General features: G+C 44.5%; 19 protein-coding genes. 14 read left to right on the forward strand and 5 right to left on the reverse strand.

The window, feature by feature from the left end; all coding sequences use genetic code 11:
- Positions 1-484 precede the first annotated feature (484 nt).
- From rpmB to mutM, 4 genes are all read left to right on the forward strand, one after another.
- Entirely contained in the window at positions 485-721 is a 237-nt protein-coding gene (gene rpmB, locus AC27EZ_RS06235) for a 50S ribosomal protein L28 (protein WP_421133075.1), read from the forward strand.
- 11 nt (positions 722-732) lie between these two features.
- Positions 733-888 (forward strand): 50S ribosomal protein L33, encoded by a 156-nt coding sequence (gene rpmG / locus AC27EZ_RS06240; RefSeq protein ID WP_013786148.1) that lies wholly within the window; start codon positions 733-735, stop codon positions 886-888.
- Positions 889-1,017: 129 nt separating this feature from the next.
- On the forward strand, positions 1,018-1,512 hold the full coding sequence (locus AC27EZ_RS06245) for a hypothetical protein (protein ID WP_487134512.1): 495 nt from the start codon (positions 1,018-1,020) through the stop codon (positions 1,510-1,512).
- A gap of 42 nt (positions 1,513-1,554) precedes the next feature.
- Positions 1,555-2,364 carry a bifunctional DNA-formamidopyrimidine glycosylase/DNA-(apurinic or apyrimidinic site) lyase gene (gene mutM / locus AC27EZ_RS06250; RefSeq protein WP_487134513.1) on the forward strand — a complete coding sequence of 270 codons (810 nt, stop codon included), beginning with the start codon at positions 1,555-1,557 and terminating at the stop codon, positions 2,362-2,364.
- 60 nt (positions 2,365-2,424) lie between these two features.
- Here the strand turns inward: mutM and coaD are convergent, their stop codons facing one another.
- The 3 genes from coaD to AC27EZ_RS06265 form a co-directional block, all read right to left on the reverse strand.
- The gene (gene coaD, locus AC27EZ_RS06255; RefSeq protein ID WP_487134514.1) at positions 2,425-2,913 is read right to left on the reverse strand and encodes a pantetheine-phosphate adenylyltransferase; all 489 of its coding nucleotides are present in this window, start codon (positions 2,911-2,913) and stop codon (positions 2,425-2,427) included.
- A gap of 56 nt (positions 2,914-2,969) precedes the next feature.
- Positions 2,970-3,686: a 3-deoxy-D-manno-octulosonic acid kinase gene (locus AC27EZ_RS06260; protein ID WP_487134515.1), complete on the reverse strand. Its 717-nt coding sequence runs from the start codon at positions 3,684-3,686 to the stop codon at positions 2,970-2,972.
- A 276-nt stretch (positions 3,687-3,962) separates the two neighbouring features.
- Complete coding sequence (locus AC27EZ_RS06265; RefSeq protein ID WP_487134516.1) at positions 3,963-4,097, reverse strand: hypothetical protein; 135 nt, start codon at positions 4,095-4,097, stop codon at positions 3,963-3,965.
- Positions 4,098-4,283: 186 nt separating this feature from the next.
- On the opposite strand from AC27EZ_RS06265, the gene AC27EZ_RS06270 reads away from it, so the two are divergent.
- From AC27EZ_RS06270 to glpG, 7 genes are all read left to right on the forward strand, one after another.
- Positions 4,284-4,757: a type 2 periplasmic-binding domain-containing protein gene (locus tag AC27EZ_RS06270; RefSeq protein ID WP_487134517.1), complete on the forward strand. Its 474-nt coding sequence runs from the start codon at positions 4,284-4,286 to the stop codon at positions 4,755-4,757.
- On the forward strand, positions 4,754-5,947 hold the full coding sequence (locus tag AC27EZ_RS06275) for a hypothetical protein (protein WP_487134518.1): 1,194 nt from the start codon (positions 4,754-4,756) through the stop codon (positions 5,945-5,947). The genes AC27EZ_RS06270 and AC27EZ_RS06275 overlap by 4 nt, the downstream gene beginning before the upstream one ends.
- A 9-nt stretch (positions 5,948-5,956) precedes the next feature.
- Positions 5,957-8,413: a putative bifunctional diguanylate cyclase/phosphodiesterase gene (locus tag AC27EZ_RS06280; RefSeq protein ID WP_487134519.1), complete on the forward strand. Its 2,457-nt coding sequence runs from the start codon at positions 5,957-5,959 to the stop codon at positions 8,411-8,413.
- 126 nt (positions 8,414-8,539) lie between these two features.
- Positions 8,540-9,736 (forward strand): glycine C-acetyltransferase, encoded by a 1,197-nt coding sequence (locus AC27EZ_RS06285; protein ID WP_487134520.1) that lies wholly within the window; start codon positions 8,540-8,542, stop codon positions 9,734-9,736.
- Positions 9,733-10,758, forward strand: coding sequence for an L-threonine 3-dehydrogenase (gene tdh / locus AC27EZ_RS06290; RefSeq protein ID WP_487134521.1), 1,026 nt, complete (start codon positions 9,733-9,735; stop codon positions 10,756-10,758). Before AC27EZ_RS06285 ends, tdh begins: the two co-directional genes overlap by 4 nt.
- Entirely contained in the window at positions 10,758-11,075 is a 318-nt protein-coding gene (glpE, locus tag AC27EZ_RS06295) for a thiosulfate sulfurtransferase GlpE (RefSeq protein ID WP_421133085.1), read from the forward strand. Before tdh ends, glpE begins: the two co-directional genes overlap by 1 nt.
- The gene (gene glpG / locus AC27EZ_RS06300) at positions 11,072-11,953 is read left to right on the forward strand and encodes a rhomboid family intramembrane serine protease GlpG (RefSeq protein ID WP_487134522.1); all 882 of its coding nucleotides are present in this window, start codon (positions 11,072-11,074) and stop codon (positions 11,951-11,953) included. The genes glpE and glpG overlap by 4 nt, the downstream gene beginning before the upstream one ends.
- A 2-nt stretch (positions 11,954-11,955) precedes the next feature.
- Here the strand turns inward: glpG and AC27EZ_RS06305 are convergent, their stop codons facing one another.
- On the reverse strand, positions 11,956-12,369 hold the full coding sequence (locus AC27EZ_RS06305) for a flagellar basal body-associated protein FliL (RefSeq protein ID WP_487134933.1): 414 nt from the start codon (positions 12,367-12,369) through the stop codon (positions 11,956-11,958).
- Between the two features lie 183 nt (positions 12,370-12,552).
- On the opposite strand from AC27EZ_RS06305, the gene AC27EZ_RS06310 reads away from it, so the two are divergent.
- Together AC27EZ_RS06310 and ubiA are read left to right on the forward strand one after the other, a co-directional pair.
- Positions 12,553-13,104: a chorismate--pyruvate lyase family protein gene (locus AC27EZ_RS06310; RefSeq protein ID WP_487134523.1), complete on the forward strand. Its 552-nt coding sequence runs from the start codon at positions 12,553-12,555 to the stop codon at positions 13,102-13,104.
- Positions 13,105-13,130: 26 nt separating this feature from the next.
- Entirely contained in the window at positions 13,131-14,009 is an 879-nt protein-coding gene (gene ubiA / locus AC27EZ_RS06315; RefSeq protein ID WP_487134524.1) for a 4-hydroxybenzoate octaprenyltransferase, read from the forward strand.
- 41 nt (positions 14,010-14,050) lie between these two features.
- Here ubiA and ubiK read toward each other — a convergent pair whose 3' ends face one another.
- The gene (ubiK, locus tag AC27EZ_RS06320; RefSeq protein ID WP_487134525.1) at positions 14,051-14,299 is read right to left on the reverse strand and encodes a ubiquinone biosynthesis accessory factor UbiK; all 249 of its coding nucleotides are present in this window, start codon (positions 14,297-14,299) and stop codon (positions 14,051-14,053) included.
- 113 nt (positions 14,300-14,412) lie between these two features.
- Here ubiK and rep point away from each other — a divergent pair, with 113 nt between their 5' ends.
- Positions 14,413-16,431 carry a DNA helicase Rep gene (gene rep, locus AC27EZ_RS06325; protein ID WP_487134526.1) on the forward strand — a complete coding sequence of 673 codons (2,019 nt, stop codon included), beginning with the start codon at positions 14,413-14,415 and terminating at the stop codon, positions 16,429-16,431.
- Positions 16,432-16,436: the final 5 nt, after the last annotated feature.

Here is a 16,436-nt window from a genome sequence, read left to right on the forward strand (position 1 = left end):
ATGGCTTACACTGTGGCGTAAACCGAACGTGTTATCTTGCGAATTTGAATGAATCACGCGCATGATTAAGCAAATAATAGTGACGTATTTTACGGCAAAACGCGATTTTTCACGCCACCCGTTACCCTTAACTAAAAAGGTCAAAACGAGATGTAAATGATGTTGATGACCCGAAATTTTAGGGCAAAATTTGTGTTTTGCTAAAAAAAGAACACATCGCGCAGTAATGTAAATTTGAAAATGGCGGTTGAGAAGTGTTTTCAATAAAAGTGCATTTTTTTATGGTTTAAATGTGGATATACAGTAATATGCACCGATTAGGCGATAAATATTGCGCTTTTTTTACTTTCTTATTGAAATAAGTCTGTGTTTGCTGTATAAAATGCGCCCTCTAATTTATAGTAATACGTCATTTGACCCAACGACAGTTTGAGCGCTGGGATTGACTGACGCGACAGTTATCGTTGTTCTGGAGACAAATACAATGTCAAGAGTATGTCAAGTAACAGGTAAGCGTCCAACGGTTGGTAATAACCGTTCACACGCAAGAAATGCGACTCGTCGTCGCTTTTTGCCAAACCTTCAAACTCACCGTTTTTGGGTTGAGAGCGAAAACCGTTTTGTTAAACTACGTTTGTCTGCAAAAGGCATGCGTATCATCGATAAGAAAGGTATTGATTCAGTATTAGCTGACGTCCGTGCCCGTGGTGAGAAAATCTAAGGAAGCCGACAATGCGTGATAAAATTAAATTAGTTTCTTCAGCTGGCACAGGTTTTTTCTACACCACTGATAAGAACAAACGTAACATGCCTGGCAAAATGGAGATCAAAAAGTTTGATCCTGTTGTGCGTAAGCACGTTATGTTCAAAGAGGCAAAAATCAAGTAAAGCCCTTTTAGAAAGAGCACTTGCTTTTGTCTCCACGAAAACCCGGCCCATGCCGGGTTTTTTGCGTTAAGGATGGTTGCAGGTACTACAGTTGAAGGTACTATAGCTAAAAAACAATAGGGTGTGCAGGTGGCTAGACTTTCTCAACGAGCAATGAATAACGTCGTTATTATCGCCATGCTCATTATGATAGCGCTTTTTAATATAGACAGCTTTCTTCCTAAGCCAAAGCAACCTGATAGTCGGCCTTTATTGCCCACATCTGCCTATGTGCTTAAAATTGAGCACGACAAAAACAAGCTTGAACGCAGCGGTCAACAATGGCGGCAAGTGTCTTCGGTGTCGCCACTTGCTATATCACCTAAAGCGCAGTTCGACGCATGGCAACACGCTAGCTTACAGCAAACAACGTTACCCGATAACGCGCTACAGCATACCGAACCCTATATTGTCGTGGCATGGTTGGCGGGGGAGCCTAATGGTCTTGTTTTTGCGTTTTACCCCCAAACTAACCCTATTACCGTAAAAACCAATAATACATGGTATACGCTGAATAACGCGTCCATCACAACGCTGCTCCCTTGGTTGCGTGAGCCGTCGGTTAAAGGTGAACAGCTACCATGACGCGTATATTGATAGGTGCGCGTCTAGGCTTTGGAGTACAACATGCCTGAATTGCCAGAAGTTGAAGTCAGTCGTTTGGGGGTTACCCCTCACCTGCTAAACAATAAAATTAGCCGTATCATTATTCGAGAACGACGCATGCGATGGCCCATTCCCGAAGAGGTGCTGCAGGCTGAAGGTCAGATAATTACTGCGATAAGACGTCGGGCAAAATATTTAATGCTCGATACTGACGTAGGAACTATTATTTTGCATTTAGGAATGTCTGGCAAGTTACGGGTGATTGATGCAAATACGCCTGTTTTTAAGCATGATCATGTCGACATTGTTATGGATACCGGTAAATGCTTGCGTTTTAATGACCCTAGGCGCTTTGGTGCTGTTCTTTGGCAAGAAACGGGTGATACGTTGAAGATGATGTCTCATTTAGGCCCTGAGCCTCTTACAGACGCATTTGACGATGAGCGCTTGTACTCTCTCTCGCGAGGTAAGCAAAGTGCGGTTAAAAACTTCATTATGGATAATGCCGTCGTAGTCGGCGTTGGGAATATCTATGCGAACGAAGCGCTCTTTTTAGCTGGTATAGACCCTCGGCGTCAGGCCGGAAAAATCAGCAAGGCCCGTTATAAAGCCCTCACTGGCACCATAAAGCAGGTGCTGGCCAAAGCCATAGAGCAAGGGGGCACGACACTAAAAGACTTCGCACAAACCGACGGTAATCCAGGTTACTTTGCACAGCACCTTAACGTGTACGGAAGAAAAGGCGAGCCGTGTGAAGTATGTGACACCGAAATTCAAAGTAAAGTTATTGGTCAGCGTAATACGTTTTTTTGTAAACAGTGTCAGCGATAGCGCAAAAATAGCACTTCAGCGAGGGACAAGCGGGTGAGCATAATAAGCCCACCACATGCACTACTGGGTAGCGTGAAGTCTATCTTTGAGGGCTTGCTCTACAAAAGGGTGACAAAACTCACCCACTTTACCTCGATGCAGGGCCACCTCTTTTACTAATGTTGAAGAAATAAATGAGTTTTCTTCTGCGGGCGTTAAAAACACGCTTTCTAATTTTCCATTTAAACGGCGATTCATGTTGGCAAGTTGAAACTCGTATTCAAAGTCTGACACGGCGCGTAGCCCGCGTATCAAAATGGTCGCATTTTGCTGATCAGCAAAATCAGCAAGTAGGCCAGTAAACCCAACTACGTCAACATTTGATAAATGCTCGGTAACTTTTTTAATCATTTCAACCCGTTCTTCCAACGAAAAAAGCGGCTTTTTGCTAGGGTTTGAAGCGATTGCTACTACAACATGTGAGAATAATTTCGATGCGCGTTCTATAAGGTCTGCGTGACCGTTAGTAATAGGGTCGAAAGTACCTGGGTAAAGCGCTCTAGTATGCATAGTGTCTATATCTTCTTCGTTAGTTGAACTGTCGCGACAGGCAAAATGCTGCCAAATTAATTTCCGTTATAGCCTTTCATACAGTATTGCCAATCATTTTCCTGCCAATAAAACTGTTTATTCTTGGCTTTTTCTTTATGCAAGGAACGTAAAAGCCTGTCAAGGTTACCTGCTTTCCAGCCATCTCCTTGACGTTTATAGCATCTGTCAAAATCAATAAGCCAAATATTACGGGCATCATCCATCATAATATTTCTTATGTTCGCATCATGATGATACACCTGGCAACGATGCATGTCGGCAAGTGCTTTTCCAACGTTTTGCCAGTCTTGCGGTGTCAATGCCTCTCGTGTAAGCACATGATGCAAATCTTGGCTATCGGGTATGGCTTGCGTTATCAAGTCTCCTCGATAAATAAACCCTCTGCGGTGTATATAGGCCGCTACCGGCACAGGAACGCGTAAACCTTGTTCGCGCATAAAGCACAGCAATGAAAACTCTTCAAAGGGGCGAGAGTTATCGACGCCAGTAAACACATACTGATCTTCAAGCAGTTTCCCTACTAAGCCGCCCCGCCGAAAGTGACGAAGTACCCATTGGTTCATTTCATGTCCAATGAAGATGGTTGTACCACGTCCCTTTGCCTTACCTGTTATTTTGTTCTGATATTGCCAGTACTCATGACTAAACAAATCCGTTGTCGGTTCGCTAACACGCGTGTCATCGAATAGAAAGTGGTGTCCCGCACCGATGTCTCGTCTTATTGCCGTCATGCTGCCCACAACTTATGCTAAATAGGCCATTCTAACGATTTATTTTAGTTTTTCAGCAACGAGAGGGCATCTGTGGAAAAAAACATTAAAACAGCGGTAGTTATATGCTTATTAACATGTCGCACTCGTTAAATATGCAGATTAACGTGAAGGTTTTATAAATGATGCCGATACGCTTGGCGAACCTGCCTCTTAAACGGCGTCGTGATATTGCCTGCCCTGGATAATGCAAACCGACGTTTGTTGCTAGAACAATACGCAGGTATCGCTAAGTATCTATATGTTAAAGAAAAAACTGTGATACTTTGCAGCGGGTTCAAAACAGAGTGTGAGACTACCGACATTATCTTCATTAAGCACGCCACCGGTTGGCCGAATACCATACCGGCTATGTAACAACGTGAAAGTCATGGAAAGACCTCCCTTGATGCATATGAGCAAAAAGGGCTTCACTTATGGAAAATTACCGAAGACGCGATAATCACCAAAAATAAAGGAAGTGCGAGGCTAACTTAATACTGAAAGTTTGGGTAAATGACGGGAGTTATCTACACTAAACAAAGCAAGTAAGAATGCTAAGCAGGGAGAGTTTTTTATATGACAACGCCCTCAATGGTGAGGCTGTTAAGGAAGTCGGCACATTCGTTAGCCGTTTACTTGTGTATCACTATCGTTTCACTCTCAACTTATGCCGGTTGCGTGTATGCTCAGCAGACCGACGTAGTGGTAAATGATAGTGTTTATATCGCGAGTCTTTCACAAGCAGAATTGCGCAAAATCTTTACCGGTCATCGTCAATACTGGGACAACGGTAAAAAAATCAACGTTTTCGTATTAGAAGATGACGCCGAACTGCACACTGCTTTTTGTCGAGAGCAGTTACAAATGTTTCCCTATCAATTATCCAGACTTTGGACTCGCATTACCTATTCGGGCCAGGGAGTAACACCAACGCGCGTCGCCTCGCAAGATATGTTGATTGACGCACTTGAGAACACCGAAGGGGCCATTGGCTATATCCAAAAAGGGATGATGGGCAAGTTCAAACGGATTGAGGTAAAAGAACAATGAGCATAACAACACGTTATATCAACATAGCTAGTGTGTGTGCGTTTTTAATTTCAGGGTTGAGTTATGCACAGGAGTCTAAAGACTTCTCTTGGCACGGCTACGTTGCGCAAGGCATAACACAATCTATCGACAGTAACTTTATTACGTCTGATAACGCGATTACCGCAGAACTCACCGAAATAGGCGTAAACGGACACTATCAGTTGTCTAACAACCTCTCAGTGGCTGGCCAAATTAACTACCTTGATGGTGGCAATAGGTTTGAGCGAGGTACGCGTATTGACTATCTGTTTGTCGACTGGACTATTCCTGATCTAGCCGGTTGGCAGGGCCAAATTCACGTTGGCCGGTTTAAAAACCGTCACTGGCTTTACTCGGTTACCCGAGATGTACCTCAAACCCGCGATGTTGCAGTATTGCCTCAGTCTGTTTATTTCGACGGTTTCAGAGATGTAGCCCTTGGCAGTAATGGAATTCAGACAAGCTTTAAGCATTATGGTGCCGATGATATATGGGAAGTTAACTGGAGCTACGGGCGTTCGAATATTAACGATAGCCAGCGTGCCTTTTTGTTAGGCGACGATGCTCAAGGTGATATAAAACAAGATTTTGTTCATCAAGCGAGTGTGTTTTGGCAACCCGCTTCCATGCAGTGGAAAGTCGGGATAAGTTGGTTAGATTCAGACTTCACGTATACGCCTGCTCAGGTAGACAGTCGCTTCAAAGGGGGCGCAAATGTAAGGCGACTTATGTTGTCGTTACAGTATTTTAGTGAGCATTGGGAGCTGTCTAGCGAATTGCTTCGTGAAGAGCAACGTAATGAAGGCTTATTTACCCCTACATTTAAAGATTCGCGGGTTGGGCAAGGTGGATTTGTACAGTTTCGCTACCTATTTAATCATAAAGTGAGTGGCCTAATTAGCTATGACACTTACGATTATGATAAGGATGACCGTGATGGTACGCAGTTAGAGCTTGAGTCTAATGGGGCTATTCCCGCGTACTTTGGCTATATGGATACTGTAGCTATAGGGGGGAGATGGGATATTGCGCCAACCTTAAGATTACAAGCAGAACATCATTGGGTTGAAGGGGGCACGCGTGCTGTAAGCTTGTTAAACCCAGATATTCAGTCGCATACCGAAAAGTATTGGCGAATGTGGTCACTACAACTCATGTATTGGTTCTAGGGAAGCAGCATGCACGTTCAAATGTCAGTAACCACAAAAATGATTGTTATCTTGTTAGCTATGATGCTGACAGTGACTGTGGTTATTTCTACTGTATTGATTAACGAGTCAGAAGCTAATTTGGTATTGCAACAGCAAGAAAGCCAAGTGACTAATCAGCGTAGAGTGCAACTTTTTGAAGAGATTTTACACAATCGCATGGTGATGTGGATTGATGTATTCAGTCAATCAGAAGTGAAAGCAAATCAAGATGTGAGCTCGTTTTATCAAGCGTTAAGACGAACACAAGAATACCTCGCACTTAATTTTCAAGTTGAATCTATATGGGTATTTGACGATGGTGGATTAGTGGGCTCCAGTGTTAAACCAGCAAACAGTATCGTCACTAAACTGGTAAAAAATACGCAGACATCATTAGAAAGCCGTTCTCTTCTTACCTGCGATGTTGTGTGTACGCATTACATATCTATACCAATAATGACAAATGACGAGGTTATTCCAGTCGTCGTACTTTCTACCTCAATGCGTGAGCTATTGTATTTGTTCAATCGTTCGAGCGATGCGCGCAACGTTGCCATGGTGAAGCAAGCGCAAGCCGACGAAGGGTTATCGTTATCCCTAGCAAGTCAGCTCTCGCCCGCGAATAGACTTTATCTAAACAGCGTAATTGCGGCGTTACCTGCTGCGTCTAGTGTTGAACTGCTCATTTCACGTGGAGAACAGATTACCTTAGAAGGCCAAAAGCTATTGGTTAGCTTGCTGCCATTCTCGCACACAGGCGGAGACCAGCCGTATTTACTTATTGTGCAGGACATTTCGGCGTCAATTACGCAAAAAGAACAGTATGAAACCCTGGTTGTTGCTACCGCAGCGGCCTTGTTTTTAATTTTTGCATTGCTGCTTCATTTGTTTCTGAACCAGTATCGCGTAAGGCTAATTGGTGTAAGCGAGCGCTTACCTATGCTTGCCGAGCATAAGTTTAAAGAGTATTACACAGCAGCCTTGAAAAAAAGTAAGGTTCCACTGTTTAGGCTTACTGACGAGCTTGATGTGGTAGAAGAGGCGGCAAATCATCTTGCAAAACAGCTTGAGGATTTCGATGGGCAAATGGCCATCAATACCGCAAAGCTCGAAAAAATGGCGATGTTTGATGTGCTCACCGGCCTACCCAACCGCAATATGCTTACGTTCCAAATTGAAAAGCAATTAGCACATTCAGCGAGAGATGACCGGCTTGTTGCCCTGATGTTCATGGATTTAGATGACTTCAAGAAAGTGAATGACAGTCACGGTCATAATGTGGGAGACAAGCTATTAAAAGCAGCCGCTATGCGTATATCCAAACCTATTCGTGAGACTGACATTGCGTCGCGGTTTGGTGGTGATGAATTTGTGGTGTTACTGTCTGATATTGAGAGTAAATCGCAGGTGGAACTTGTTGCGCAAAAGTTAGTTGATGAGTTTGTGCAGCCCTTTGATATAGATGGTTACCAGTTTTATATATCAATTAGTATCGGTGTGGCGATTACGCAGCATGCCCGCGCTACACCAATAGATTTGCTGCGTCATGCCGATATTGCCATGTATGAAGCAAAAGCCAAGAAAGGGGCCGGCTTTAGAATTTACGACGCCACCATGAACCTGAAGGTTATGGAGAAGGTAGAGCTTGAAGCCGAGGCCCGTATAGCACTAAGAGAAAATCAATTCAGCTTGTCATTGCAGCCTCAGGTAGATATGAGCTCAAACCAGCTGATTGGGTTTGAAGCACTGCTGCGCTGGTATCATCCAACAAAAGGCTTTATTTCGCCCGGTGAGTTTATACCACATCTAGAAAACACGGCGTTTATGCTAGAACTAGACTATTGGGTTATTTCTAAATCTGCTCAGCTTGCCAGTGAGCTTAGTATTAATGGTTACCCGCAGTGTAAGATTGCCATTAACCTCTCTGCTGCACAGTTTCTCGACCCTAACTTACCAGAGTTCCTGTCTAAACAAATAAAAGATAATAATTTATCGCCATCACAGTTGTGCTTAGAGCTTACCGAGACGGTGTTGGTGTCTGACATAATACGAGCAACGTCTATCATGAAAATCATACAGGATATGGGTTGTATGATAGCTATCGATGATTTTGGCACCGGTTATTCTTCGTTAAGTTACTTAAAGTCATTGCCTGTCGACTTCATTAAGATTGACCGTTCTTTTGTCGGTAACATTGTGCACAGTGCAGATGATAAAAACATTGTTTACTCTACCATCACAATGGTAACTAACATGGGTCTTACGGTGATTGCTGAAGGTATAGAAACCATTGAGCAGTACGACCTTCTTAAACATTTTGAGTGTCATATTGCACAGGGCTATTTGATAAGCCGTCCAATTCCAGAAACCGACCTATGGTCGACGCTCAACGATAAAGTAAAAAATGGCTTGTGGGACTGCGCCGAACAGCGTATTGATACGTAAAACGACACAAGTGTGCGTAATTATTTACACGCATTACCAACGAACCGAGAAAAACCACCCTCTTGGTGTGTACGGTTAAAATAGCTTTCTTTAAAATACCCTTTTAAATCCTATTCGGAGAATGGCATGTCAGCGGCATTTATCTCGCACTTGCAAGCGCAAATCGAAGCTACTAAACAAGATGGCTTATACAAAAAAGAACGCGTTATCACATCGCAGCAACAAGCAGATATTAACGTAACAGGTGGCGAACATGTCATTAACTTCTGCGCGAATAACTACCTTGGTTTAGCGAACAATAGTGCGTTAATCGATGCAGCTAAAGAAGGCTTAGAGTCCCACGGCTTTGGCGTAGCGTCTGTACGTTTTATTTGTGGAACACAAGATATTCACAAGCAGCTTGAAGCTGAAATTAGTGATTTCCTTGGCACTGAAGACACCATACTTTACCCATCGTGTTTTGATGCGAATGGCGGTTTATTTGAAACTATTCTTGGGCCAGAAGATGCCATTATTTCTGATGCCTTAAATCACGCCAGCATTATTGACGGTGTACGTTTAAGTAAAGCCAAACGCTATCGTTATGCAAATAACGACATGGTTGCATTAGAAGCGCAGCTAAAACAAGCAACCGAAGATGGTGCACGCTTTAAGCTTATTGCCACTGATGGTGTGTTCTCAATGGATGGTGTTATCGCTGACCTTGCGTCTATCTGCGACTTGGCAGATAAATACGATGCAATGGTAATGGTAGATGACTGCCACGCCACCGGTTTTCTTGGCGACAATGGCCGTGGAAGTCATGAATACTGCGGCGTGCTAGACCGTGTTGATATTATCACTGGTACTCTTGGTAAAGCACTTGGTGGTGCATCTGGCGGTTACACGTCGGGTAAAAAAGAAGTGGTTGAGTGGCTACGTCAGCGTTCACGCCCTTATCTTTTCTCTAATTCAGTCGCGCCTCCTATTGTATCGGCATCGCTCAAAGTATTTGAAATGATGAAAAATGGCGCTGCACTGCGTGAACAGCTGTGGAAAAATGCAAATCACTTCCGCACGCGTATGGAAGAAGCCGGCTTTACATTAGCGGGCAAAGATCACCCGATTATTCCCGTTATGTTGGGCGATGCGCGCATTGCTAGCGACATGGCAGATAAGCTATTGGAAAAAGGCATTTATGTTATTGGGTTCTCTTATCCGGTTGTACCTAAAGGCCAAGCGCGCATTAGAACGCAAATGTCTGCTGGGCATTCTATAGAGCATGTTGATAAAGCTGTTGATGCCTTTATCGAAGTAGGCCGCGAAATGGGAGTCATCGCATGAAGTCTTTAGTAAAAGCAAAAGCCGAAAAAGGCATTTGGTTACAAGATACCCCTAAGCCAGAGGTAGGCCACAACGACCTACTAATCAAAATTCGTAAAACCGCCATTTGCGGTACCGACATGCATATATACAACTGGGATGAATGGTCTCAGAACACAATTCCCGTCCCTATGGTTGTGGGGCATGAATATGTAGGCGAAGTTGTTGGCATGGGCCAAGAAGTGAAAGGGTTTTCGTTGGGCGATCGCGTGTCTGGCGAAGGTCATATTACCTGTGGTCATTGCCGTAACTGCCGTGCTGGGCGTCGTCACCTTTGCCGTAATACAGAAGGGGTGGGGGTTAACCGCTCTGGCGCATTTGCTGAGTATCTTGTTATTCCTGCATTCAACGCGTTTAAAATTCCTAACAATATCAGCGATGATATGGCGTCTATCTTCGACCCATTTGGTAATGCGGTGCATACTGCATTAAGTTTCGACTTGGTAGGAGAAGACGTACTTATTACTGGCGCAGGCCCCATCGGTATTATGGCCGCTGCGGTCGCCAAGCATGTCGGCGCGCGCCATGTTGTTATTACAGACATCAACCCTTACCGACTAGCATTAGCAGAAAAAATGGGAGCTACCCGCGCTGTTGATGTAAGCAAGCAAAACTTGAAAGAGGTGATGGACGAACTTGGCATGACCGAAGGGTTCGACGTAGGCCTTGAAATGTCAGGAGTGCCAGTTGCGCTTCGCGATATGCTCGATAAAATGAACCATGGCGGTAAGATTGCCATGCTAGGTATTCCTCCTCAAGATGTTGCAATTGACTGGAACCAAGTCATTTTTAAAGGCCTCGTTATTAAAGGTATCTATGGCCGTGAAATGTTTGAAACCTGGTATAAAATGGCAAGCTTGCTACAAAGTGGCTTAGATTTAACGCCTATTATTACTCATACTTATTCAGTAGATGATTTTCAGAAAGGGTTTGATACTATGGGCTCAGGACAATCTGGAAAAGTTATATTGGACTGGCAGTAATGACCACATTTTCAAACATTAGCGTTAACGATGTTGCGAACTTCGATAAGGACGTAACCATCGTCGATATTCGCGACCCACAATCATATTCAACGGCGCACATGCCTAATGCTGCGCCACTGAACAATGATAACTTTGGTGCGTTTGTTGAAGGCACGCCTAAAGACAAACCTGTAGTGGTGGTCTGCTACCATGGCGTAAGCAGCCAGCAAGCTGCACAGGTGATTGCACAGCAAGGTTTTTCAGAAGTATACAGTATGGATGGCGGTTTCGAGGCATGGCGCCTCAGCCAACCTGTTGAAACTGGTCATTCGTGAGCCAGTCGCTTATCGCGTTTCGCCAGCAAAGTGCAGCGCACTTGCTGGCTAATTATCTCAATAGCCAACATATTGTCGCAACGGTTGAACCTAACGATGCCTCGGGTGAGTTTGTAGTACTTGTTAGTGACGCAAATGCCTTTGCGGCCGCACGCGACATTGCAGAACGCTTCATTCAAAACCCTTCAGATCCTAAGTATCAGCAAGCTGCGTGGGACAATGGCGAGAATGTATCACTGCGCCCATCGGGTAGTGGTTTTTCATTATCAGCCATCATGTCTAATGCACTCACCGTACCATTCACTAGCACGGTATTAGTATTGTGCGTTGTGGTGTATGTGTTGTCCTTTCTTGGTTTATTTTCACCCATCGCGCAGCATTTACTTATGCAGCCGTTAGGTGTCCTTGCAGAGAATAACCAGTGGTGGCGCTTACTGGGGCCTGCATTTATTCATTTTAGCGTATTACATATTGTGTTTAATGTGCTGTGGTGGGGAATGTTAGGTGCAAAGATTGAGCGAACCTTTGGCATTACCATGCTGTGTATTGTTTTTGTATTATCGGCAACCATTTCTAACGTGGCGCAAGCCCTATTTAGCGACCCCATTCAAGGTAACTTTTACTTGTTTGGTGGGCTGTCAGGAGTGGTCTATGCGGTGTTAGGCTTTGTATGGTGGCTAGGTTGGTTGCGTCCGCAATGGGGCTTGTCACTGCCTAATTCTATTATTGGCTTTATGCTAGTGTGGCTAGTCTTGGGGTATGCCGACATTTTATGGGTAAATATGGCGAACGCCGCTCATACTGCAGGGCTTATCACGGGTTGTGCTCTGGCAGGTATCTTGAGCCTTGGTGCTAAGCTTCAAAAAAAGGGTAGCTAACGCTACCCTTGATATAAATATTTAGTAAAAATAACGTCTTTAACGACTTCGCCACCTGTTTCTTGTTTTAAGTGGTCTTGAAGTGCCTTTAATATCGAGCGGCGTATATCTTCGCGCCCTGTTAACGACTTCACTTTTTCTTCCGGCTGTTGGCCAAAAATCTCAATAGCAGTAGAACGCATAAGTGGCATGTGATGCTCTGCGATTTCTAGCTGATCGACGTCATAAATCATAAGTTCTACCGTCACGCGGACATAGCCGAGCTTACGAGAAGACTCGCCAATATAGTTTGTAACGATATCTGGCTCTAAACCAATATAAGCAAAATTTGACTTATCCTGCGCAGAAGCAGGCAAGGCAAAACAGGCAACAAATAATGCCGTAGCAAGTAAGCGTGAAAACAGTATTTTCATCATTAAGAAACCAAGATACCAAGTAGTTAACGGCGACAGTGTGTAGTGTAGCAAAACATTCCCTAAACACACTACTGCAAAAGTAGAAGGTTGTAAGTAAAATCAGTATCATAAAAAGTCACGAGAGTGATAAAAAATCGCGTTATCATACACATCTACTACGAACTACAAGGCTAGGTATTAAAGTTGAGTTTCCCAAATACGTTCCCCGTGGGCTTACCCGTACAATGGGATGAGCCTGCTCAACGACCGTTACCCAATACGTATTTGAAGAACTGGTTGCTTGATACCGGGTCGTTAACCGAACGTGTGCAGTCGTTGTGCGACACATTTTCCCTTACCTTGTTGGGGCAAGATACGCTTACGCCACACCAAAACGAGATGGCATTGTTAGGTGACGCACATGAAGCGCAGTACCAAATTCGGGAAGTATTGCTGTGTGGCAACGGTACCCCTTGGGTTTTTGCTCGCTCTGTTATTCCCCATAGTTTAATTGCATCGGAACTATCAAACATTGGTAACGAACCCTTGGGCAAAAGGTTATTTAACGATGCCCGCTTCATGCGTTCAGCATTTGAATTGTGTTCTTTATCATCACGCCAGTTAGGCTATGAAGACGATAAAACCTTATGGGGAAGGCGTTCATTGTTTACATTAGGCAACGCAAGCATGATAGTGGCTGAAGTGTTTTTACCCAACGCGCCCATGTATAGCAAAACAGTGTGCGACAGCGAATAACTCAATATAGATAGCGACGATTACTAATGAATTCACGCAAAAACCAACAATACGACGCCTATATTAAGTTGATGCGCCTAGATAAACCCGTAGGTATTTATCTGCTGTTATGGCCAACTTTATGGGCACTGATAATGGCGTCGCAAGGCATGCCTTCAATAGGCGTGACGTTTATCTTTATTGCCGGTGTGGTTGTAATGCGAAGCGCAGGTTGTGTGATCAACGATTACGCTGACAGAAAAGTAGATGGTAGCGTAAAACGCACCGCACAACGGCCTCTTGCGTCTGGCGCACTGACCTCCGCGCAAGCGCTTCAGCTTTTTGCCTTATTGATAGCCGTGGCATTCGTGCTTGTACTGTTTTTAAATTGGCAAACTATCGCGTTGTCAGTGGTGGCATTGCTGCTTGCCTCGTGTTACCCCTTTATGAAGCGGTATACGCACTTTCCACAAGTGATATTGGGCGCTGCGTTTGGCTGGGCTATTCCTATGGCCTTTATGGCGGTGCTAGAAACCGTGCCAGCCTATGGCTGGTGGTTGTTCTTGGCTAATTTATTATGGACGGTGGCATATGACACCATGTATGCCATGGTCGACAGAGACGACGATATTGAAATTGGTATCAAATCAACGGCGGTATTATTTGGGCACTACGACGTACTTATCATTAGTACATTGCAAGTTGTTACGCTTACCATATTACTGGGCGTTGGCCTTCATATTGGCGCCACATGGCCCTATTTTGGGTCGCTTATCATCGCGGCACTACTCTTTTTTAGACAATATCAATTTATTAAACGAAGACAGCGAGAAGGGTGTTTTACTGCGTTTTTAGAAAGTCACTATGTGGGGCTGGTGTTTACCGTAGGGTTAGTTGCTCACTACTTGTTTAGCAGTTTTCAGTAAAAATAAACCTAATGCTACTGTGCACTAGGTTTACGGTATGCTTAGCCTTGATGCTTCGCTTCAAGCTCGGCAATTCTGGCTTCCATCGCATCAAGCTTTTCTCTTGTGCGAATTAACACTTGGCTTTGAATATCAAACTCTTCACGGGTCACTAAATCAAGCTTCGATAACTGGGTTTGAAGTACTTGCTTAATTTTGCTTTCGGCCCCTTCGGCCATGTTGCGAACGCCTGGAGGCACGGCATCAGCAATTTGCTTCGCTAAATCTTCGAGTTTTTTCGGATCCAACATAGATTTCCCTTATAATGCGCTGCGTCTAAATATAAACCCTATTCTATCGGTATGTTTGCGACATGCAATGAAAACCGTGAACATCCCATTTTGCCTCATGTTTTAGGAATGCAATGAAATTAAATGATGCACAAGAATCCGCAGTAAACTTTGTGTCTGGCCCTTGTTTGGTGCTAGCAGGCGCAGGGAGCGGAAAAACACGTGTAATAACCAATAAAATTGCTCACCTTGTTAGGAACTGCGATGTTCCAGCACGTTATATAGCCGCGGTTACTTTTACCAATAAGGCGGCGCGCGAAATGAAAGAGCGTGTGGCGCAAACCCTTGGTAAGCCTGAGGCAAGAGGGCTAAAAGTTTCGACGTTTCACACCCTTGGCTTAAACATTATAAAGTCTCACATAAAAGACTTAGGGCTAAAACCAGGTTTCTCTTTGTTTGATGACAAAGACTCGTTGGCGTTGCTAACGGATTTAACCCAAGACACATTAGATGGGGACAAAGATCAGCTTTCATTATTGCAAAGCTGCATTTCTAATTGGAAGAACGACTTAGTACTTCCCGATGCCCTGTTAACGCAAGCAAAAAGTACCGGTGAAAAAGAGTTTGCAGAGGCCTATAAACGCTATCAAGACAACTTAAAAGCCTACAACGCCTTAGACTTTGACGATCTCATTTTATTTCCAACATTGCTGCTAAAAACCAGCGAAGCGGTTAGGCAGAAATGGCAAAATAAAATACGCTATTTGCTGGTAGACGAATACCAAGACACCAACACCAGTCAGTATGAACTGGTAAAGTTGCTGGTGGGTGAACGAGCGCGTTTTACCGTGGTAGGCGATGACGACCAGTCAATCTACTCATGGCGTGGTGCTAAACCGCAGAACTTGCACTTACTGCAACAAGACTTTCCGCGCCTAAACGTAATTAAGCTTCAGCAAAACTACCGTTCTTCTGGTCGTATACTGCATTGCGCTAACATTCTTATTCAAAATAACCCGCACTTATTCGACAAAACATTGTTTTCTGAATTGCAATACGGCGAGCCTTTAAGGGTTATCGAGGCCAAAAACGAAGAACATGAAGCAGAGCGCGTGGTTGCAGAATTACTTGCGCATAAATTCATGAATGGCACACAGTTCAAAGACTACGCTATTTTGTATCGCGGTAACCACCAAAGTCGCCTATTTGAAAAGCTACTCATGAGTAACCGCATTCCTTATAAAATAAGCGGTGGTATGTCATTTTTTGGACGTACTGAAGTTAAAGATATTATGGCGTACTTACGCTTGCTGGTGAACCAAGACGACGACAATGCGTTGCTTAGAGTAATCAATACGCCTAGCCGAGGCATAGGTAGGGCAACACTGGAAAGGCTCGGCAATTTCGCCAATGCGCTCGGTGTATCGATGTTCGAAGCGGCAACGCACGCCAATTTAAACAGTGTGCTGTCAGGAAAAGCGTTCGAGGCAGTGTCGGGGTTTGCACGTTGGGTGGTGACGCTTGCCGATAACGCGCAGCGCGGCGACACCAATGATGCCGTGAGAAGCATGGTACGTACCATGGGCTATGAAGAATGGCTTTACGAACATAGCGCTAGCCCCAAAGCGGCTGAGATGGCCATGGCGAACGTGAGTACCTTATTTGGCTGGGTAACCAGCATGCTTGAAGGTAATGACCTAGACCCGCCCATGACACTTACCGAAGTGGTGAACCGCCTTATTCTCCGTGACATGATGGAGCGGGGCGAAGAGGACGGCGATAGCGATCAGGTTCAGCTTATGACCCTACATGCATCTAAAGGGCTAGAATTTCCCATCGTATTTTTAGTGGGTATGGAAGAAGGTCTGTTACCTCACCAAAGCAGTGTTGATGAAGATAATGTCGACGAGGAACGAAGGCTGGCGTATGTCGGCATTACCCGAGCGCAGCGCGAGCTTGTATTTAGCTTGGCCCGCGAGCGCCGTCAGTTTGGTGAAATTATTCAACCAGAGCCAAGTCGATTTTTATTCGAGTTACCGCCTGACGATGTGCAATGGGAAAATCAAAAACCTAAAGTAACTGCAGAGCAACGCCAACAAAAAGCACAAGTAGGCATCGCAAACTTACGGGGCATTCTGGGTAAAAAAGAGTAGGGGAA

The organism is Alteromonas sp. 4NH20-0056, from assembly GCF_057539655.1.